General features: G+C 38.5%; 16 protein-coding genes. 2 read left to right on the top strand and 14 right to left on the bottom strand.

Going from position 1 to position 19,941, the window contains the following annotated elements; translation table 11 throughout:
- Window positions 1-191: 191 nt before the first annotated feature.
- The 4 genes from dnaJ to hrcA form a co-directional block, all read right to left on the bottom strand.
- Entirely contained in the window at window positions 192-1,346 is a 1,155-nt protein-coding gene (gene dnaJ / locus AC806_RS04740) for a molecular chaperone DnaJ (protein WP_014124681.1), read from the bottom strand.
- Between the two features lie 183 nt (window positions 1,347-1,529).
- Window positions 1,530-3,386, bottom strand: coding sequence for a molecular chaperone DnaK (dnaK, locus tag AC806_RS04735; protein ID WP_014124680.1), 1,857 nt, complete (start codon window positions 3,384-3,386; stop codon window positions 1,530-1,532).
- A 53-nt stretch (window positions 3,387-3,439) separates the two neighbouring features.
- Window positions 3,440-4,015 carry a nucleotide exchange factor GrpE gene (gene grpE / locus AC806_RS04730; RefSeq protein ID WP_014124679.1) on the bottom strand — a complete coding sequence of 192 codons (576 nt, stop codon included), beginning with the start codon at window positions 4,013-4,015 and terminating at the stop codon, window positions 3,440-3,442.
- Window positions 4,016-4,060: 45 nt separating this feature from the next.
- Entirely contained in the window at window positions 4,061-5,101 is a 1,041-nt protein-coding gene (hrcA, locus tag AC806_RS04725; RefSeq protein WP_014124678.1) for a heat-inducible transcriptional repressor HrcA, read from the bottom strand.
- Between the two features lie 218 nt (window positions 5,102-5,319).
- On the opposite strand from hrcA, the gene hemW reads away from it, so the two are divergent.
- A complete protein-coding gene (gene hemW, locus AC806_RS04720; protein WP_014124677.1) occupies window positions 5,320-6,471 on the top strand; it encodes a radical SAM family heme chaperone HemW in 1,152 nt (383 codons plus the stop codon).
- A gap of 162 nt (window positions 6,472-6,633) precedes the next feature.
- Here the strand turns inward: hemW and ltrA (AC806_RS04715) are convergent, their stop codons facing one another.
- The 4 genes from ltrA (AC806_RS04715) to AC806_RS04700 form a co-directional block, all read right to left on the bottom strand.
- The gene (ltrA, locus tag AC806_RS04715) at window positions 6,634-7,932 is read right to left on the bottom strand and encodes a group II intron reverse transcriptase/maturase (RefSeq protein WP_014124169.1); all 1,299 of its coding nucleotides are present in this window, start codon (window positions 7,930-7,932) and stop codon (window positions 6,634-6,636) included.
- A 578-nt stretch (window positions 7,933-8,510) separates the two neighbouring features.
- Window positions 8,511-9,809: a group II intron reverse transcriptase/maturase gene (gene ltrA / locus AC806_RS04710; RefSeq protein ID WP_227869084.1), complete on the bottom strand. Its 1,299-nt coding sequence runs from the start codon at window positions 9,807-9,809 to the stop codon at window positions 8,511-8,513.
- 572 nt (window positions 9,810-10,381) lie between these two features.
- The gene (locus AC806_RS04705; RefSeq protein ID WP_069028901.1) at window positions 10,382-11,704 is read right to left on the bottom strand and encodes a TPM domain-containing protein; all 1,323 of its coding nucleotides are present in this window, start codon (window positions 11,702-11,704) and stop codon (window positions 10,382-10,384) included.
- A gap of 15 nt (window positions 11,705-11,719) precedes the next feature.
- The gene (locus AC806_RS04700; protein WP_069028900.1) at window positions 11,720-12,310 is read right to left on the bottom strand and encodes a LemA family protein; all 591 of its coding nucleotides are present in this window, start codon (window positions 12,308-12,310) and stop codon (window positions 11,720-11,722) included.
- A gap of 151 nt (window positions 12,311-12,461) precedes the next feature.
- On the opposite strand from AC806_RS04700, the gene AC806_RS04695 reads away from it, so the two are divergent.
- Window positions 12,462-12,701 (top strand): hypothetical protein, encoded by a 240-nt coding sequence (locus tag AC806_RS04695; protein WP_069028899.1) that lies wholly within the window; start codon window positions 12,462-12,464, stop codon window positions 12,699-12,701.
- Between the two features lie 119 nt (window positions 12,702-12,820).
- Here AC806_RS04695 and AC806_RS11700 read toward each other — a convergent pair whose 3' ends face one another.
- From AC806_RS11700 to infB, 6 genes are all read right to left on the bottom strand, one after another.
- Window positions 12,821-13,177, bottom strand: a complete 357-nt coding sequence (locus AC806_RS11700) for a group II intron maturase-specific domain-containing protein (RefSeq protein WP_014123482.1) — start codon at window positions 13,175-13,177, stop codon at window positions 12,821-12,823.
- Between the two features lie 53 nt (window positions 13,178-13,230).
- Entirely contained in the window at window positions 13,231-14,091 is an 861-nt protein-coding gene (ltrA, locus tag AC806_RS04690) for a group II intron reverse transcriptase/maturase (RefSeq protein WP_014123943.1), read from the bottom strand.
- 566 nt (window positions 14,092-14,657) lie between these two features.
- A complete protein-coding gene (gene ribF, locus AC806_RS04680; protein WP_069028898.1) occupies window positions 14,658-15,614 on the bottom strand; it encodes a riboflavin biosynthesis protein RibF in 957 nt (318 codons plus the stop codon).
- Window positions 15,615-15,637: 23 nt separating this feature from the next.
- Window positions 15,638-16,555 (bottom strand): tRNA pseudouridine(55) synthase TruB, encoded by a 918-nt coding sequence (gene truB, locus AC806_RS04675; RefSeq protein ID WP_069028897.1) that lies wholly within the window; start codon window positions 16,553-16,555, stop codon window positions 15,638-15,640.
- Window positions 16,556-16,984: 429 nt separating this feature from the next.
- Window positions 16,985-17,338: a 30S ribosome-binding factor RbfA gene (gene rbfA, locus AC806_RS04670; protein WP_069028896.1), complete on the bottom strand. Its 354-nt coding sequence runs from the start codon at window positions 17,336-17,338 to the stop codon at window positions 16,985-16,987.
- Window positions 17,339-17,377: 39 nt separating this feature from the next.
- Window positions 17,378-19,930 carry a translation initiation factor IF-2 gene (infB, locus tag AC806_RS04665; RefSeq protein ID WP_069028895.1) on the bottom strand — a complete coding sequence of 851 codons (2,553 nt, stop codon included), beginning with the start codon at window positions 19,928-19,930 and terminating at the stop codon, window positions 17,378-17,380.
- Window positions 19,931-19,941 lie beyond the last annotated feature (11 nt).

Here is a 19,941-nt window from a genome sequence, read left to right as displayed (position 1 = left end):
TTCGATTTAACCACCTTTTATTGAGGCTAGTAATTAAAAATTACAACAAATAGGATAAAGGACACTACGCCTCGCTTTCGCTCGCCCTAGTACTGTTCATCATCAGCTTTCAGCTTCCTTTGGTCGCTGAATCGCTGTGATTCACGGCAAAAAAGTGGAGATCAACTATTATGTGATCTCCACTTTCCATTTTATTTTTTAAAAGCATCTTTCATCTTGTCAAAAAAACCTTCTGATTGCTGTTCTTCTGTTCTTTGTCCCGTTAATTCAGCAAAATTTCGCAATGCTTCTCTTTGTTCTTCATTCAAGTTCTTCGGCGTGATGATCTTTACCGTTACTTGTTGATCTCCCGTACTATTTCCTCTTAAACGAGGTGCGCCTTTACCGCGCAAACGGAATTTCGTGCTAGTCTGTGTACCAGCTGGAATCTTCAATTTTACATTTCCATGAACAGTTGGTACATCGACTTCATCACCTAAAGCTGCTTGTACAAAGTTGATTGGCAATTCGTAATAAATTTCAGATCCATCACGATCAAAAATATCACTTTCTGCTACATAAAAGACAACATATAGATCACCATAAGGTCCACCGTTAATGCCAGCTTCCCCTTGGTTAGCTAGCCTCATTTGTTGTCCATCTTCTACACCAGCTGGAACAGAAACATTAACACTATGTGTTTTCTTTTCATGTCCTGTACCATGACATGTTTCGCAAACTTCTTTGATTTCTTTACCAGTTCCGTGACAAACATCGCAAGTTTGTCTTGTCATTACTCGACCAAGTGGGGTTTGACGTTCAGCATTGATCGTTCCAGAACCCTTACATTTATGACAAGTTTCTGGTTGTGTGCCTGGTTTAGCACCATTTCCACCGCAAGTATGACAAACTTCATTACGTTTATACGAAACTTCTGTATCTTTACCAAATATCGCTTCTTCAAAAGTCAGATTGATTGAATATTGTAAATCATCACCTTGTCGTGGCGCATTTGGATCTGCAGAACGGCCACCACCGAAGAAAGATTCAAAAATATCTTCAAAGCCACCGAAACCACCAGCGTCTGAGAAGCCTCCTCCGAAGCCACCAAATCCACCAGCGCCACCGCCGCCGAAATTGCCATCGGCACCTGCATGACCATATTGATCATAAGCTGCACGTTTTTGTGGATCGCTTAGCGTTTCATAGGCTTCTGAAATTTCTTTAAACTTCTCTTCTGCATCAGCTTCTTGGTTGACGTCTGGATGATATTTTTTGGAAAGCTTACGATATGCCTTTTTGATTTCATCATCTGAAGCCCCTTTGTCTACACCTAGGACTTCATAATAATCTCGTTTTGTTGCCATTGGCTTTCCCTCCATCTAATACTTTAACAGTCTTTCGTATTTTATCATAAATTATGCAGAAGAAACATTATTTTATAAAAATACTTAAATTAAAAAGAAAAGACCGGTTTATCACTATAGTAGACAATATTTCAAAAGAAAAAGCCAAAGTGGATGTCTTTGGCTTTTTCCCAAATAACGAAATTATTGATTATCGTTATCGTCGTCATCTACTTCTTCAAAATCTGCATCCACTACATCGTCGTCACCAGAAGCGTTAGAAGCATCGTCTGAGCCTTGAGCTCCTTGATCGCCTTGTTGTTCTTGTGATGCTTGTTCGTACATCTTAACACTCAAGTTTTGTACGATTTCATTCAATGCATCGCGTTTAGTTTTCATGTCTTCGATGTCGTCAGCTTCCACTGCAGCTTTTAGTTCATCACGTGCATTTTCAGCTTTTTTGACTTCTTCTTCGTCGACTTTACCATCAAGGTCACTCAATGTCTTATCTACTGTAAACAACAGTGTATCTACTTCGTTACGTAGGTCAACTTCTTCTTTACGTTTTTCATCGGCTTCAGCGTTTGCTTCAGCATCTTTAACCATTTTATCAATTTCTTCATCTGATAAACCGGAAGAAGATTGAATGGTAATTTTTTGTTCTTTTTGTGTGCCCAAGTCTTTAGCTGAAACATTTACAATACCGTTTTTGTCGATATCAAAGCTAACTTCAATTTGTGGTACACCACGTGGAGCTGCTGGAATATCTGTTAATTGGAAACGACCTAACGTCTTATTGTCAGCTGCCATTGGACGTTCACCTTGCAATACGTGAATATCTACGGCTGGTTGATTATCTGCCGCTGTAGAGAATACTTGCGATTTACTTGTTGGAATCGTAGTGTTACGATCAATCAACTTCGTAAATACACCGCCCATAGTTTCAATTCCTAGAGATAACGGAGTTACGTCAAGTAATACAACATCTTTAACATCACCACTAATAACACCCGCTTGGATAGCAGCACCCATAGCAACTACTTCGTCCGGGTTCACTGATTTATTTGGTTCTTTACCTGTTTCTTTACGTACTGATTCAACAACAGATGGAATACGAGTCGAACCACCAACCAAGATGACTTGATCAATATCAGATTGAGATAAATCAGCATCTTTCAAAGCTTGGCGTACAGGTTCTTTTGTACGATCAACTAAACTACTTGTTAATTCATCGAATTTTGCACGAGTCATATTCATTTCTAGATGAAGAGGGCCATCTTCACCAGCTGTAATAAATGGTAAACTGATTTGTGTACTTGAAACGCCTGATAAGTCTTTCTTCGCTTTTTCAGCAGCGTCCTTTAGACGTTGTAAAGCCATTTTGTCTTTACTTAAATCAATGCCATTTTCTTTTTTGAATTCACTCACCATGTAATCAATGATTTTTTCGTCAAAGTCATCTCCACCTAGCTTGTTGTCACCGGCAGTAGATAACACATCAAATACACCGTCACCTAATTCTAAGATGGAAACGTCAAAAGTACCGCCACCAAGGTCAAATACTAAGATTTTTTCATCTTGTTCAGTTTTATCTAAACCGTAAGCTAAAGCAGCTGCAGTTGGTTCATTTACAATACGTTCAACTTCTAATCCAGCGATCTTACCAGCATCTTTAGTTGCTTGACGTTGTGAGTCATTGAAATAAGCAGGAACTGTAATAACAGCTTTTTCAACTTCTTCGCCTAGATAATCTTCTGAAAAGCTTTTAATGTGTTGCAAAATCATTGCTGAAATTTCTTGTGGTGTATAAGATTTATTGTTCGCTTCTACCTTATAACCATCTTCACCAATATGACGCTTAATAGAAGTAACAGTATCTGAGTTTGTAACTGCTTGTCTTTTTGCTACTTCACCTACTTGAATTTCGCCATTTTTAAATGCTACAGCAGAAGGTGTTGTACGATTTCCTTCTGGATTTGTAATAATTTGCGATTCGCCGCCTTCTAAAACTGAAACGGCTGAATTTGTTGTACCTAAGTCAATACCAATTATCTTACTCATACTATGATCTCCTTTGTCATTTTATCATTCATTTAATATTGAAATAAACTAATTTATTGTGCGACAACTACCATGCTGGCGCGAAGTACACGGTCATAAATTTTATAACCTTTTTGCAATACTTCAACGACTGTTTCTGCCGGATGGTCCTCTGTCGCAGGAACTGTTTGAACAGCTTGATGTAATGTAGGGTCAAACGTTTCACCTTGGGCAGAAATTTCTTCAATTCCTTCTTCCTGCATGGCAGAACGTAAGCTTTCTAAAGTCATCTCTACCCCTTTTTTCAAGCTTTCGTTTTGTTCTCCTTCAACTTCAATTGCTACAGCACGTTCTAAATTATCAATTGCAGGAAGTAATTTCTTTCCTAAATCTTGTGAACGATACCTTTGCAATGTTTGTCTTTCGTTACGAAAACGATTATTCATATTCGAAAGCTCAGCTGAAGCACGAAGATATTTGTCTTCCATTTCATCAAGTTGTGCTTTTAAGTCATCAACTTCTGAAATAGCTTGAACATCTTCATTCTCATTTTCTTCAACTGTTTCATTTTCTACAGTTGATTCATCTTCACTGGTTTTGTCAGAAAATGTTTCTTCAAACTCTTCTGCATTCTTTTTTTTATCAGACAATCATCTAACATCCTTTCTATATAAATAATTGACAATTCACGCAGATCAGCCGAATGAATCGATCGAACGATAATAATCATCCAGTGTTTCTGCTAGTTCTTGACGAAACACATCAAGTAAACTAAGCATTTTCGAATACGGCATACTAGCCGAACCTAATAATGCGATCGTACCATTGCCATGATCTTTAATCTCATAATTAGCTTGGATCAAACTCATGTCGCTTAGTAAGTCATTACCCAATTCTGACCCAATCCGAATTTGAATCGGTTGATCTTTAGTGCTCAACAATTCATTCAATTGCTTCGAGTTCTCCATAAACAAATACATGGATTTAAACTGATCAATGTTTTGGATTTGATCGGAATTCAGTAAATTCATCTGACCGCCAACAAAAATCTTTTCTTCAAAAGCTTCACTCAACATATTATTGAATAAATCAAGAATTCCTTCAGTTGTTTGAAAATACTTATGAAGAATCATCGGGATTTCAGTTCGCAAGCGTTGATAAACTATTAATAAAGGTTCACCGATTAGTTTATCATTGATGATTCGCACCATTTTTTCAAGATCTTCACTATCTACGCTTTTAGGAATTGAAAATACTTGATTTTCAACATTTCCCTTGTCAGTTACAATGATTGCGATCACTTGCCGATTATTAAGTGGCACCATTTTAAAACCTGTAAGTTTTCTATTACTTACATCAGGTCCAATCGATAGCGCCGTATAGCTAGTCAATTTAGAAAGAATTTTAGCTGATTGTTCAATGATATCATTGATCTCATGAAAATCTTTTCCTAAGGACTGCTGTATGACGTCTACTTCGCTCTTTTTTAACTTTTCTGGTTCTAGCAGATAATCGACATAGTAGCGATAACCCTTTAGCGAAGGGATACGACCTGAAGAAGAATGTGGTTTTACCAAAAGCCCATATTCCTCGAGAGTTTTCATCTCATTTCTAATCGTGGCTGAACTAGCTGCGATCCCTTCTTCCATCAGCGTTTTAGATCCAATTGGCTTTCCTAAATTTGTATAATTATGAATAATTTGATGCAAAATATTATCTTGTCTTTGCGTCAACAAATTTATCACCCTTTAATTAGCACTCCTTATATCTAAGTGCTAACACGATTATTAATATACCACAAATCACAAGAATGTCAAGAGGAAATGCTCAAAAAATTAGCACTCTTTATGTTAGAGTGCTAATTCTGGAGAAATAGCTAGAAATTCGTCTAAGTTTATAAATAACTATGGTAAACTAATGACAAAACATGCTTTGCTAAAGGAGCAATTAATTAATGGAAAAAGTTCTACAAAATACCTCTTCATATATTCATATTCCTTTTTGTGAACATATTTGCTTTTACTGTAATTTTAATAAAGTATTTTTAAAAGGGCAGCCTGTCGATGAGTATATCCAAGGGTTATTAAAAGAAATACAATTAACACTTGATCTTCATCCTACAGATGCCAGTCAAACGATTTATATCGGAGGAGGTACGCCCACTTGTCTATCTGCTAAGCAATTAGATGATTTACTCAGTGGCATCACTCAATTGCTGCCCGTTGAAACTACCAAAGAATTTACAATTGAAGCAAATCCTGGTGATTTGACGCAAGAAAAACTAAATGTCATTAAAAATTATGGAATTAATCGCCTTTCAATGGGGGTGCAAACATTCGATAATCGTCTTCTAAGAAGAATTGGCCGTAAACATACTGCTGAAGATGTATACCAAACATTAAAATTAATAGAAAAAAATCAGATAGACAACCTTTCAATCGATTTAATTTATGCTCTGCCTGCACAAAGCATTGCAGATTTTCTTATTACTTTAGAAAAAGCGATCGCTCTTGATTTACCTCACTATGCGATTTATTCCTTAATTTTAGAAAATAAAACAATGTTTATGAATTGGGTAAGAAGAGGAAAAATTGAATTGCCCGAACAAGAAGAAGAGGCAAAAATGTTCGAGCTAGCGATAAATGAGATGGAAAAAGCCGGATTTTCTCACTATGAAGTTAGTAATTTCGCTAAAAAAGGATGGGAATCAAAGCATAATCTAGTTTATTGGAATAATGAGCATTATTATGGTTTTGGCGCTGGTGCTAGCAGCTACCTAAACCAACAACGTTATAAAAATTTCGGTCCTATTCAACATTACTTAAACCTGTTACGTAATAATCAGTTACCTATCATTGAAACAGAAAACCTTTCTTTTAAGAACCAAATTGAAGAGGAATTATTTTTAGGATTAAGGAAAAAAGAAGGCGTATCCTTGCATCGTTTTAAAGAAAAATTCAACTTAGAACTTACCGATTTATACCAGGAAGTTCTTCCTGAACTATTCGATGCGCAATTATTAACTTTTAAAAACGATCATCTCAAGTTGACTCGTAAAGGTTTATTTCTAGGAAACGAAGTATTTGAAAAATTCTTGCTCTCATAAAAATTTTTAGATAAGCTATTTTTTCTATTAAAGCAAATGCAATATTGATTTTTATTTTCTTTGTTATATCGATATAAAAGGGTAGAGGGGAAATAAGATTTCCGCCCCTCCCGTCGCACCGTACGTACGGTTCTCGTATACGGCGCTCCATTTGTATTGTTTTCACGCTTGATTAAGATAGTAATTTAAAGGATTGACCAATCCAGGTCGATCCTTTTTCTTTATGGCTAAAACTTTCGGACTTAGGGTAAAATTGACGACGTCCATGCCACATTTCCTATACCAACCTAATCTCGAATTTGCCACCTTATAAATATTTTCTTTGGTAAAATGGCATTTGAATAATCGGTTTAATTGTTGTAGATTCGTATAGATTCGTTGTGGCAGTTTCCATTGCTTTATGATGATCACTCGGACTTTATGTCGTAACCATTGCCCAAACTTTGCTAGATAGGTTTTCATATTCCCGATACGGTAGTAATTGATCCAGCCTCTTATCGTTTGGTTGAGTTTCGTGAATGTCACCGCTAAGGGTCGCGACACCGCCTGTTTTCTTTTAAGGATGGCTTTGGTTTTGTCATAGAGCTTTGTTTTACTAACTTTGCTCGGTTTACACTGCCAACCCTTCTGGTTCTTCCAGAAGGTAAACCCTAAAAATTGACTCTGTGTCGGTCGTACCACCTTGGTTTTTGTGACGTTCACTCGTAAGAAAAGCTTTCTTTCAATCCAACTCGTAATAGATTTCATTACACGATTGGCTGCCCGCTCACTTTTGACAAAGATATCCGTATCATCCGCATAACGGACAAAATAGAGTCCTCTTGCTTCTAGTTCTTTATCCAATTTGTCCAGATAAATATTCGCTAAAATGGGACTTAAAGGTCCGCCTTGCGGAACGCCCGTTTCATTCGGACGAACAAAGCCATTTTCCATAATCCCTGCTTTTAAGAAAACACGTATTAAGTGAAGCGTTTCTCTATCTTTGACCCGTTCTCTAAGGGTCGAGATTAATTTATCATGATGAACCGTATCAAAATATTTCTCAATGTCCATATCAATGAGCCATTCATAACCTTCATTCAAGTAATCAAGAACTTTTTCAATCGCTTGATGTGCACTTCGATTGGGACGAAAACCATAACTGCTTTCACTGAAGTGAACATCGAAAATGCGACTCAGCTGTTGCGCGGTTGCTTGTTGTACCACACGGTCCACGACACTTGGAATCCCTAAAGGTCTTTGTTTTCCATCGGGCTTAGGGATATAAACTCGTTTGACTGTTTTCGGACGGTAAGTCATCGATCGAATCTCTTGAACAAGGGAATGTCCGTGTTGATAGAAATAATGGTCAAGTTCGTCGACTGTCATTTTATCAACACCCGGAGCGCCTTTATTCTTTTTGACCTGCTCGATGGCTTGTCTCATGTTTTGCTGGCTCGTGATCTTTTCAATGAATCTCATGCGCTGTTCCTCCTCTAGGTGTAGATGGATCCAAGATCGTCCTCACTACTTTTCCCATCGATAGTTACGTTCTACCGTTCTAGGGTATCCTCGTTTCCGGACTGCTTGGATATTTTCTTCTAGCGATTCACACTATACAAACATTCAGCCCTTCACTACATGTAATATCATAGCTACTATGGCCTCGGCTGACTTCTTACGACAAACCTTTTTCGACCGTTCGCAAACGTCCGTAAGATCTCCCAGGGTAAGACACTTATCTTTCTCTCCACAACCTCTTGATTTACTGTCTTGGTTTTACGTTTACCTTTTGGACTTCGGCTTGATATGCAGCCTTATCCACCATTTAGCCTCATCAAGTTCCTGTGCGTAGGTTCAAGAGATTTGCGCCACCACTTCCTTCACCCCATCATCGCTGATTTCGGCTTGTGGCTCGCTACACTTGGCGGTAACTACCCGTGACTAGACTTTCACTAGCTAGATAAATGCCATGCCTGGCACAATCGAGTAGGAGACTAACCATTAATTGATTAGTCGACCTCTCACACCACCGTACGTACGGTTCCGTATACGGCGGTTCAATATCTTGCGTAAGCAGACTCTACCAAGGCGCTTAGTGAAACTAAGCCCCATCGGTGGAGTCTTTCGTTTGTAAGTGTCCGATGAACTTCAGACGTTTTGGACAGTCGCCAATATTTCTTTCTAGAGGATCCGATTTTCTTGGCGCCGTTTAAATCTAAACCATAAGACAATAACTTCGTTATTTTCGTTTTGGGAACTTTCCAACGTTTGAGGATCAGCTGCCTGATGCGGTGATGTAACCATGGTTCAATTTCCTTTTGAATAAAACCTCGAATAAATCCCAATCCGAAATAGCCTATCCAGCCACGCGTGACTTGATTGATTTCCTCTATGATCGTTCGAAAATCACCCGCACGCTTACGGCTTGTTCGACGTTTCAATTCGGCTTTGAATTTCTTCTTGGCTTCTTTGGTAGGGATAAAACGACAGGTGCCATTGACTTTCATTATCAGACAGCTCAAGAATTTTAAACGCGTTGGTGCCCCCACTTGACTCTTGTCTTGATTAACAATGAGTTTAAGATCTTTTTCAATGAAACGGGTCACACTTTTTAACACTCGTTCGCCCGCACGTTTTGACTTGACATAGATGACGAAGTCATCGGCATAACGAACAAATTGGTGTCCTCTTTTCTCAAGTTCTTTATCCAGTTCATGTAAGTAAATATTACAGAGAAGAGGCGATAAGACCGCCCCTTGAGGTGCACCCGACTTTCTTTCTACGTATTCGCTAGACAGGTTAATCACACCACTCGTCAAGAACTTACGAATAACCTTGAGAATTGCCTTATCTTGAATAAACTGCTCTAAGTGATACATGAGCTTGTCATGATTTAGTGTGTCAAAGCATTGTTTCAAGTCACAATCGACCACCACTTTATAGCCTTCCTCATAATAGGCGACACATTGCTTCAAAGCAGTGTGTGTTCCCTTATTCGGGCGAAATCCGTGGCTTTGTGGAAGAAAATATGGGTCAATGATGGGCTCAATGACTTGTCGAATCGCTTGTTGAACTACGCGATCACGCACACATGGAATTCCCAATTGGCGTTTTTCACCATTGGGTTTCGGTATTTCGACTTGTTTGACCGGTTGTGGCTGGTAGGTCCCTTGAAGCAATTTCTGCCTTAGTGGCGCATACAACTTCTCAATGTGGTCTTCTACTTCATCCACAGCCATACCATCGACACCAGCGGCTCCTTTATTACGTCGGACCCTTGTTGCGGCTGTCTTAAGATTTTCTTTTCTTACAACGGACTTCATCAAAGATGAAGACTTACGATACATTTCTTTCATTTCTCCTAGAGGATAACTCGACACATCTACATACGCTTTCAGGTTCCACCTTATCCCTCTGTAGATTGCCAACCTTATGGTTGTTTTCTGTCTTCTTTGCTTCCTCTAACCTCCAATCTATACTTTGTATGAATATTGTTCGGTCCTTCGGTACATTTTCCCTACTATGACCTCAGCTGACTTCTATCTATTCGTTATTACTACGACAGCTGTCGCTAGATAGATATCCTCGGGTAAGGAGTGATAACCTTCCACTCATGCCGCTGCCTCATTTACTGTATGGGATTCGGGCAGTATTGGACTTTGCTTTGTTTGGCAAGCTCATCCGTCCCAATCCAGCCTTCCTATGAGGTTTCTGTTCGTCAGCGCGAGTGTTTGCCTCCAGCTTCCTTCAGATTCCACTTCGCAGTGGACACCCTTGCTTTTGGCTAACAGTTCCTACTGCCAAGCCTGTAGTGGACTTTCACCACCAAGTTATCGCCCATGCCGAGCGCACCAAATAAGGTCTTTAAGCGAGAATACTCACTTAAAGACCTGATAAATCATTAATAATTCTTAACGACTCCTTCCCATTACCACCCCCCTGAAGCGCCTCCGCCTCCAGAGGATCCACCGCCAAATGAGCCCCCACCAAATCCACCGAACCCACCACCACGGCCTCGGCCTTTGGATGATCTTGGATTATAAGCAGAAGAAGCGTAATGAGCAGTTAAAATTAATCCACGGTAATCATATAAAGTATCGCCCACTAATACGCGACGTCCTATTTTACGACCAGATGGATATTTGTTCAACAGGCGTCCGATGTCTCTATTTTTTAATACATGATGATAAGTTTGCCAGTAAACCATACCATAAAAAATGAGTGCATATAGATTTAATTTTTTAATTTGTTTAGCAGACTGTTCCGTTACGCTATTGTCATTTCCAACAATACTAGAAAATTCTTTGTAGTCTTTTTTTACCCACTTTCTAGTTCTCATTATTCCGATAAAATATAAAAGAACCACAATAAATAAGAGGGTCATAAAAACAATTGGAATAAGTAAAACAAAGCCTAGACTATCTCGACGACCTTCATAAATGCTTATTTGGCTATCTTCATAAGGTGTTTTTGAATTAATATAATTTGCAACTAAATCAGTCGTGGCACTCACGCCTTCTGAATAATCTTCCTCTTGATAGTTTTCTACTACTTCCTCGTCATCGAGAATCCCCTGACTCTCAGCATCTGTCAGCACACCTTCCAGTCCATATCCTACTTCTAATCTAGTTTCCTGTTCAGCAACCGACATCAAATACAGTACACCATTGTCTTCCTCATCATTTCCGATACCTAAGTTATTAAAGATATCTGTTGCATAAGACTCAATATCTTTTCCATTAGGTAATTGATCAAGCGTGACAACCATAAATTGCGCACCATTAGCGTTCTCATCTAACTGTCGGTTGAACTGGTAAATTTTTTCCTTTACATCATTAGATAAAATTCCTGCATTATCTGAAACAAAAATATTATTACGATCAATTGCAATCGTGCTATTTCCTATGTCCGCTTCGTAATAATTAGCTTGAGGGGTATATTCATTAGCATACTGTGCTTTTTGCCCTTGTAAAGTTGTTTCAAAAGAAGAAGTATTTTGCGCGTCAATTTCTTCTTCTTTTTGCTCTTTTTGCCCTTGCAATTGGTTAATTTGCGTATTGTAATACTGTTCCATTACATTTTTTTGATGATTTAATAAAGGCACACCGATAATAAAAAATAATAACCCCAGTAAAATAAATAATCCACATATCCAAACATAAATAGTATTCAGACGTTTAAAACGTCGATAATAATGATGAATATTTTTTATTGTGTTTTTACTTAAATGTGACTCGTTCACTTCTTTCATAGACAAAAGCCCCCTTTATTCACTCGTATCAATATCAAAATCGACCTCGGGAACTTCTTGCGCGCCTTCTTCAGCTTCAAAATTATCCTTTCTATCAAAGTTGAATATGCTAGCGACTAAATTATTAGGAAAACGTACCAGCAATTGATTATATTGCTGAACCGATTGTATATAACGTCTACGTTCTGTTGAAATTCGATTTTCCGTTCCTTCTAGTTGGGACATTAAGGTTCTAACATTATCATTTGAACTTAGTTCTGGGTAATCTTCTCTGATAACATTAACCATCGTTGAAAGTTGTCCAGACAATTCGTCATTGGCTTCAACTGTTTCTTCAGGTGTATTGGCTTCATTATAAGCTTGTCTGGCTTCGGCAATATTACCAAATATTTCTTGTTCTTGTTGCATACTTCCTTGAACCGATTCTACTAAGTTAGGCACAAGATCAGCTCTTCTTTGCATCACATTTTCAACTTGTGACCAACTTGCATCCACATCATTTTCAGCAGAAGCTAAGCGATTATAAGTAAAAACGATAGGAGCAGCAATAACAAAAATCACTGCCGCAATAATTAATAATAAAAGGTTCCGGTTTCTTTTATCCAATTTTAAATCACCTTCCTTGTGAGTGTTTCACATTTTATTTTACCATAAAATAACATATACTACAAAAATATAATAGCTACATCCTTTGACAAGTCAGTCTGTATGTCTTAAGCTTAAGTTAACATCAAAATAATAAAAAGGGATGATCATCATGGAAGAAACGATATTTTTTAATCGTGGAAATGCTTTAACATCTGATGTCGATCAAGAAGAATTGATGAAAAAAGTACAAATCGAAAAAGATAAACGTGGGCTCAATAATAAATTAGTCGTCGTTCAAGATAATAGAGGCGAATACTTACTCTTTGATTTTTCTGATGCTGACGCTGAAAATGATCAATCCAGCGAATTTCAAGTAAAGCAAATTATCGAAGATGACAAAACAAAGTAGTTAAAACTGTATATTCTCTAGTAAAGAATCGAGTAGGAGACTAACCATTAATTGATTAGTCGACCTCTCACACCACCGTACGTACGGTTCCGTATACGGCGGTTCAATAATTTAAGCTTTTATTTCTCAAGGATTTCAATGAAATCCTTGAGTTTCCATTGTTTGAACTTTTCTTTGCTGAAGATTCTATTTAGAAGTTTTGATTTTGAAATTCGCCAATACTGTTTCCGGCTATTCGCATACGTCATGGCCTCTTTATGAGAGGCCCCTCTTGCCTTCAGTTGGCGGTATTTCGTATCGACTTTCTTCCATCTTTTCCAAATCAAGGCTCGCAACCTATGTCGTAAGTATTCCATCTGTTTAGCTAGGAAAGTTTTTAGTTCTCCGTCTTTATAGTATTGAATCCAACCTTGGGTGTACTGATTGATGGTTTTGATCATCTCATCTAGCGTGCCCACCCTTTTTCGGTTCGTCAATCTTTTCAGCGTTCTTTTGAACTTTTGTTTGGCCGACGCTGTGGGTCGGCTCTTTACTTTCCCTTATCTTTTCTCATACGATAGCTCAGGTATTCTAATTGATGCGCCTTAATGATTTGGCTCTTTTCTTGATTCACCGTCAATCGTAATTTCTTTTCCAGGAATTGGGTAATACTTTCTTGGACTCTCTGAGCGGCCCGCTCGCTTTGGACAAAGATAATAAAATCGTCCGCGTATCGAATAAACCGATGGTTTCTTCTTTCGAGTTCCTTGTCCAATTGGTCCAGATAAACATTGGCTAAAAGAGGAGAAAGCGGGCTCCCTTGGGAGGCTCCTTTTGAAGTTGGACGAAGAATTTCGCCCTCCATTACTCCTGCGTTTAAGAAATTCCAAATAAGTTGGAGAACGGCCTTTTCTTCGATGTACCATTGCATACGATGCATAAGTTTCTGATGGTTAATCGTGTCGAAATAGCTCTTTAAATCACAGTCGACAACCACGTCATAGCCTTCTTCATAATATTGGCCTGCCTTCGCTATTGCTTGTTGACAGCTTTTTCCAGGTCTAAACCCATAGCTGTTTTCCGAAAAGGTCGGGTCGATCAAGGGCGTGATGACTTGTAAAATCATTTGTTGTACTACGCGGTCCCGTACGACGGGGATGCTCAATTTTCGTTTCTTGCCGTTTCCTTTAGGAATTTCCACACGTTTTGTTGGTTGTGGGCGATAGGTCCCTTCTCTCAGCTTTTGTACAAAGGGACGACGATACTTGTTCAAATGAGATTTGATTTCAGATACCGTCATATCATCGATTCCCGGTGCTCCTTTGTTCTTTTTGACTTTCTCGATCGCTCGATCTATATTCATTGAGCTGACGAGTTCGTTCATTAATGGAAAGCCACTTTGGTTCATCATCTTATTGTCGTGCTCCCTTACGCGCTCCTCATTTCTTCTTTTGCTTCCAGCTTATCCTTCCACGAGTGAGCTACCTATCGGTCTTTACCACGGTATTGGCTGCGGTCCTGGTGAGCACGTCCACCTCCTTGTTTACTTCAAAGTTATTATTGTTCAGTCCTTCATATCCATAGGATACTACTATGACCTTGGCTGACTTCTGCCTATTCGTTGTTACTACGATTTCTATCGCTAGGCAGACCTCCTCGGGTAAGGTGCGATAACTTTCCACTCACGTCACCGCCTCATTTACTGTATGGGATTCGGGCAGTATTGGACTTTGCTTTGTTTTGCAAGCTCGTCCGTCCCAATTCAGCCTTCTTATGAGATTCCTGTTCGTCAGTGCGAGTGTTTGCCTCCAGCTTCCTTCAGATTCCGCCTCACGACGGACACCCTTGCTTTTAGCTAACAGTTCCTACTGCCAAGCCTGTAGTGGACTTTCACCACCAAGTTATCGCCCATGCCGAGCGCACAAAACCGCTAGAAAATGAAACTTTTATTCATTTTCTAGCGATTTAATTTTTATATTATTCATTAATTTTTTTCATTGCGGCAAAATAACGTCGTGTATCTTCTTCATCACATTTTAGCTGTTGAATTAATTCCTCTGCGCCATTAAAAGCTACCTGATCTCGTAAAAGATGATTCCAGCGCACGCTGACTTGCTCCCCATAAATATCCTGGGTAAAATCTAAAATATATACTTCGATCGTTAGCTGCCTACCTTTTTCAAAAGTATCATTATGACCGATCGATCCCATAGCTGGATACCACTTCTTACCTATCTTTATTTCAGAAGCATAAACGCCTTCTTTAGGTAGACGGCTGGTGATTTCAGTCTTGATATTAGCTGTTGGAAAGCCTAAAGTACGTCCTCTAGCGTCGCCGTGGACCACGGTTCCGTCAATTTCATAAATATATCCCAATAGACTTGCCGCTAGCTCCATATTTCCTTGATCTAAGCTTTCTCTAATTCGCGTTGAACTAACTTTACTGTGATCTTGTGTTTTTTTAGGAACGGATACAACCTCAAAACGACCTTGGGCATATTGCGGCAAATGATCCATATCCGCTATATTTTCAGGTCCGTAAGTATAATCAAAACCCGCAACCGCATACTTTGCATGTAAGTCAACAATATATTGGTCAACAAAATCCTGTGGACTCAAGCTTGCAAATAAAGATGTAAATTCTACGATATATAAATAATCCACCCCTAGACCAGCCATCAACAGCTTCTTTTGTTCTGGATTGGTTAAATATTTCATTTCCTCTGGTTTAACTTTTTGAAAAACAATGGAAGGGTGTTGGTTAAAGGTCATCACTGCCAACTTCAGTCCTTTTTTATCTGCAATTTTTCTCCCCGTTTCGATCACCTTTTGATGTCCCTTATGTACACCATCAAAAAATCCCAGCACTAAAACAACATCCTCATCAGGAATAATATTTTTTGAATAGGGATGTCTAAACTCAATGACTTTCATAAAAAGCTAATCTCCTAACTAACTCAGTTCTTTAATACTTTTAAGGGCTTTAAACCGTTCTTTTCGTTTTTATTGGCTTCATACAAACTAACAACCTGATTTTGATAAAAAATCGCAACAGCTTCTTTTGGCATATCAACTAAGCCAAAAGCCGAATAAGGTAAGCGTGCCCCATTTCTGACTTTCTGCCACAGTTGCTCAGAAATATCTACTCTTTGAAAAGCTTGAACACCATATTCGATCGGTAGTAATATTTCACTGGCTTGACCTTTTTCTGCTGCTGTTTGTACTTCTTCTAAAGTTGCCGCTTGTTCTTTTGTGAAACCAGCGCTTTTCACGCGCGTTAAATCTGACATATGCGCACTCACACCGAGTTCTTTCCCAAGATCAACAGCTAAAGTTCGAACATAAACACCTTTACCACAAACTACTTTGAAACGCCAAGATTGTGTCTGTCGTTTTTCTTGGTGAACAGGCCTACTTGTACGCGTAAAGGATTCGATTTGTACTTTACGCTGTGGTCTTTCTACTGGCTGTCCACTTCTTGCATATTCATAAAGGCGCTTGCCATTTACTTTCACAGCTGAATATAAAGGAGGAACTTGAATTATTTCTCCGACAAATTTTTTCATAGCATCATCAATTTCCTCAACTGAAAAGGGCTCATTAATCGGATCCTGTTGAACAACTTCTCCACTAGCATCTTCAGTAGTCGTTGCATAACCAAGCGTGATTTCGCCTTCATACTCTTTTCCAGAATCGACTAAAAATTCGACTACTTTAGTTCCTTTTCCAATACAAATAGGGAGTACGCCATCGACATCTGGATCCAGTGTCCCGCTATGCCCGATTTTTTTAGTATGTAAGATTTTTCTTAATTTAGACACGCAATCATGACTTGTCATGCCACGGTCTTTCCATAAAGGTAAAATACCGTCCATAAATTTCTCCTGTTCTAGTTTTTAGCTTCAATAGTATAAAATAGTATAACATAGCCTGTTAAAAAAAGCATAAAACAGTTTTAATCACCACGCACAAAAGTGAGAACTAGCTCTCTGTGTTTAAAAATAATAAATCAGTCCAACTATCAGTGTTATTGGTGGCAACTTTTCTGATCTACCTCCAATCCATGAATTATTGGTAGTAACTCCTTCGATGTGCCTCCAATAATTGTAAATAATGGTAGAATGTCTGAATGGAAGGGAATAATTTTCCTAATTAAGGAAACGACTACTGCTATTATAAAGTCTCAATAAATTTTAGATTTAGTTTTTCAAAATAAAAAACAGGTATCCACCTGCAGCGACCCCTAAAAGACAGAAGAAAAACTTCACTTCTAGAGGTCGATTCATCAGATACCTGTTTATTTTTTAATCTTCACTTTCATGCAGCTCACGAATGACTTCATCGATTCTTTCACCGTATTCAACTGATTCATCCAATTCAAAGAAGATCTCAGGCGTTTTATATATACTTAGTACATGACCTACTTCACGCCGGATAAGTCCTTTAGCATTTTCTAAGCCCATTTGTGCTTCTTGTTTTGCCGAAGCGTCCTCAGACAAAATACTATAAAAAATGGTCGCTTGTTGCAGGTCACCCGTGACACTTACATCTGTAATAGTTACATTTTGTACGCGTGGATCACGAATTTTTGTTTGCAATAAGTGAGTTACTTCTTTTAGTATTTCCTGAGCTACTCTACGATCACGATAATTAGCCATGATATGTCCTCCTATACCAACAAATTACTTGCCAAAAATTTAGTTTACTTTAACTTCTTGCATGACAAAGCCTTCAATAATGTCGTCTACTTTAATATCATTATATTTTTCGATAGTAGCACCACATTCATAGCCATATTTTACTTCTTTGACATCATCTTTGAAACGTTTCAAGCTAGCAAGTTTTCCTTCAAAAACCACGATACCATCTCGAATAACACGCACACCGCTATCTCTGTGAATTGACCCTTCCATAACATAACAGCCAGCGATTGTACCGACTTTAGAAACTTTATAAGTTTCACGTACCACCATTTGACCTGTGATTTTTTCTTCGTATTCTGGATCAAGCATTCCTTTCATCGCTGTTTCAATTTCATCAATCGCTTGATAAATCACGCGGTGCAAACGAATATCGACTTCTTCTGTTTCAGCTTGCCGTCTAGCTGGCGCAGTAGGTCGTACATTAAAGCCTATAATGATCGCGTCACTAGCAGAAGCTAAAGTAATATCACTTTCATTGATTGCTCCAACCGCTGCATGGACAATATTGATTTTCACGCCTTCTACTTCAATTTTTTGTAAAGAGGCAGAAAGTGCTTCAGCTGAACCTTGAACATCGGCTTTAATGATAACATTTACTTCTTTGAGTTCGCCTTCTTTTAGACTTTCAAATAAATTATCCAAAGTGACATTTGACCCAGTAGCGCGATGTTCCATCAAGGCTCTTTTTGCTCTTTCTTCTCCAGCTTGACGAGCTGTTTTTTCATCTTCAAAGACAGCAAAACGGTCGCCAGCTTGTGGCACATCGTTTAATCCGGTAATTTCAACCGGCGTCGCTGGTTTAGCTGATTTGTCACGACGACCTAAATCATTAGTCATTACACGTACGCGTCCATAAGTATTGCCCACTACAATTGGATCGCCCACCTTTAGTGTTCCTTGTTGTACCAATAAGGTAGCTACTGGACCTTTTCCTTTATCTAAACGTGCTTCAACAACTGAGCCGATCGCCCGTCTTGTAGGATCAGCTTGTAAGTCTTCAACTTCAGCCACTAATAAGATCATTTCCAAAAGTTCTTCAATATTTTGATTGAACTTCGCTGAGATTTCAACAAAAATTGTGTCGCCACCCCAAGCTTCTGGAATCAATTCATATTCACTTAATTCTTGCATCACACGTTGTGTGTTAGCACCGGGCTTATCAACCTTATTCACAGCTACGATAATTGGAATTTCCGCTGCTTTAGCATGGTTGATTGCCTCAACTGTTTGCGGCATTACGCCGTCATCAGCAGCTACAACTAAAATCGTAATATCGGTAATACTTGCTCCTCTTGCACGCATACTAGTAAAAGCCGCGTGTCCCGGAGTATCTAAAAAGGTAATTGGTTTTCCATCGATATCAAGTTGATAAGCACCGATGTGTTGAGTGATACCGCCTGCTTCGCCACTTGTCACGCGAGAATGACGCAAATTATCCAATAAAGTCGTTTTACCATGGTCAACGTGTCCCATAATCGTAACTACAGGCGGACGTGATTCTAGGTTCTCTTCATTCACTTCTTCGTTATCAAAGAATTTATCAATATCAGCAATATCAACTTCCACTTTTTCTTCTGCTTTTATACCATAATCAGCAGCTAACAGTTCAATACTATCTTTATCTAAAGGTTGGTTTTGGTTAACCATAATGCCGACCATAAATAACTTTTTGATAATTTCAGCTGGTTCACGACGAATCTTTTTGGCAATATCAGCCACATTCATTCCTTCTGTATATTCTAATACTTCAGGCAATTCATGATATTTACGTTGGGTAACTGGTTTTTTACTTTGTTGCTGTTGTTGTTTACCTTTTTTACCCTTTTTATTGAATTTATTACGGTTTTTATTATTAAAATTATTATTCTTATTATAGTTATCGTTGCGATTTTGCTTTTTACGCTGTTCGTTTGTGTTTCCTTGTCTTCTTTTATCTTCTTGCACTTTTTGCCCTTGCCTGTTTGTATTTTTTTGTGTCTGTTGTCTTTCTGCTTTTTGCGGTTGTTTCTTTTCAGCAGATTTATTCGCAGCTTCGCCTTTTTGCGTACGGTTTTGTGAATTATTTTCACTTGCTTTACGCTGTTGTTGATTTACAGGGCGATTTTGCGACGCATGTTGTCGTTGTCTTTTATCTTTATCATTTGTTTGTGTCTTTGGCTTATTTGGCTGATTTGTTGCTTGTGCCTGGGATTTTGCTTGCCGCGGGTTCCTATCTTGCGGGCCTTGGTTAGTCGCCGCTTGATTTTGTTGCGCTGGTTTTCCTGAACGCGTGGTTTGTTTTTGCCGATTTTGAAATTTCGGATTATTACGTTGTGATTGAAATTTCTTTTCTTTTGGTGCTTGTTTATTGTCCGCTGGTTTTTTATTTGTTGATTGACTATGATCTGACTGAGCACTTAAATTTTGACGAAGCTTTTGTTGTTCTGACTCAGAAAGTGAGCTCATATGGTTATTCACATCAAAACCTAGTGATTGTGCTGTTTCAACAATTTCTTTACTCGATTTGTTTATTTCTTTTGCAAGTTCATATATTCTTTTTTTGCTCATGCAGTCACCTT

This window comes from Tetragenococcus halophilus (genome assembly GCF_001712815.1).
GTDB classification, from domain to species: Bacteria; Bacillota; Bacilli; order Lactobacillales; family Enterococcaceae; genus Tetragenococcus; species Tetragenococcus halophilus.
This window is presented reverse-complemented; position numbering and strand designations above follow the sequence as displayed.

Excerpts from the sequence above, each read along its gene's own strand:
- dnaJ (WP_014124681.1), bottom strand. The coding sequence starts at position 1,346 with ATGGCAACAAAACGAGATTATTATGAAGTCCTAGGTGTAGACAAAGGG.
- dnaK (WP_014124680.1), bottom strand. The coding sequence starts at position 3,386 with ATGAGTAAGATAATTGGTATTGACTTAGGTACAACAAATTCAGCCGTT.
- hemW (WP_014124677.1), top strand. The coding sequence starts at position 5,320 with ATGGAAAAAGTTCTACAAAATACCTCTTCATATATTCATATTCCTTTT.
- ltrA (WP_014124169.1), bottom strand. The coding sequence starts at position 7,932 with ATGAGATTCATTGAAAAGATCACGAGCCAGCAAAACATGAGACAAGCC.
- ltrA (WP_227869084.1), bottom strand. The coding sequence starts at position 9,809 with ATGAAAGAAATGTATCGTAAGTCTTCATCTTTGATGAAGTCCGTTGTA.
- AC806_RS04705 (WP_069028901.1), bottom strand. The coding sequence starts at position 11,704 with ATGAAAGAAGTGAACGAGTCACATTTAAGTAAAAACACAATAAAAAAT.
- AC806_RS04695 (WP_069028899.1), top strand. The coding sequence starts at position 12,462 with ATGGAAGAAACGATATTTTTTAATCGTGGAAATGCTTTAACATCTGAT.
- ltrA (WP_014123943.1), bottom strand. The coding sequence starts at position 14,091 with ATGATGAACCAAAGTGGCTTTCCATTAATGAACGAACTCGTCAGCTCA.
- ribF (WP_069028898.1), bottom strand. The coding sequence starts at position 15,614 with ATGAAAGTCATTGAGTTTAGACATCCCTATTCAAAAAATATTATTCCT.
- truB (WP_069028897.1), bottom strand. The coding sequence starts at position 16,555 with ATGGACGGTATTTTACCTTTATGGAAAGACCGTGGCATGACAAGTCAT.
- rbfA (WP_069028896.1), bottom strand. The coding sequence starts at position 17,338 with ATGGCTAATTATCGTGATCGTAGAGTAGCTCAGGAAATACTAAAAGAA.
- infB (WP_069028895.1), bottom strand. The coding sequence starts at position 19,930 with ATGAGCAAAAAAAGAATATATGAACTTGCAAAAGAAATAAACAAATCG.